At 75.6% G+C, this 537-nt stretch carries 1 protein-coding gene; it reads left to right on the plus strand.

Going from position 1 to position 537, the window contains the following annotated elements:
* On the plus strand, nt 1-521 hold a 521-nt coding region (locus J0695_RS41150), incomplete at its 5' end, for a 3-oxoacyl-[acyl-carrier-protein] synthase III C-terminal domain-containing protein (RefSeq protein ID WP_277990115.1).
* Nucleotides 522-537 lie beyond the last annotated feature (16 nt).

Genomic DNA, 537 nt, shown 5'->3' on the forward strand with positions numbered 1-537 from the left:
CCGTGGTGCTGCGCCGGGGCGAGCACGGGGAGCCGGGGAGTGTGCTCGCCTTCGACCTGGGCAGCGACGGTACGGGCCACGACCTGATCGCGGTCCCCGGCGGCGGGGCGCGCGAGCGGGCCGAACCGGACCGGTACACCCCCGGCGACCGCCACTTTCAGATGGCGGGGCGCGAGGTCTTCCAGCACGCCGTGACCCGGATGACGGAGTCCTCGCGTGCGGTGCTGGAGAGCGCCCGCTGGACCGTGCCCGACGTCGACCGCCTTGTCGCGCACCAGGCGAACGCCCGCATCCTGACCGCGGTGGGGGAGCGCCTCGCCCTCCCTGCCGACCGTCACATCGCCAACATCGACCGGGTCGGCAACACCGGCGCGGCCTCCATCCCGCTCGCCCTCGCGGACGCGGCCGCCCGCTCCGAACTACGGGCGGGACACCGGGTGTTGCTGACCTCCTTCGGGGCCGGGCTCACCTGGGGCTCCGCAGCACTGCTCTGGCCCGACCTCGCGGCTGCCGCGGGCTGACCGGCGCCCTCCCGAC

Origin of the sequence: Streptomyces beijiangensis (genome assembly GCF_017315755.1) — a bacterium.
GTDB lineage: Bacteria > Actinomycetota > Actinomycetes > Streptomycetales > Streptomycetaceae > Streptomyces > Streptomyces beijiangensis.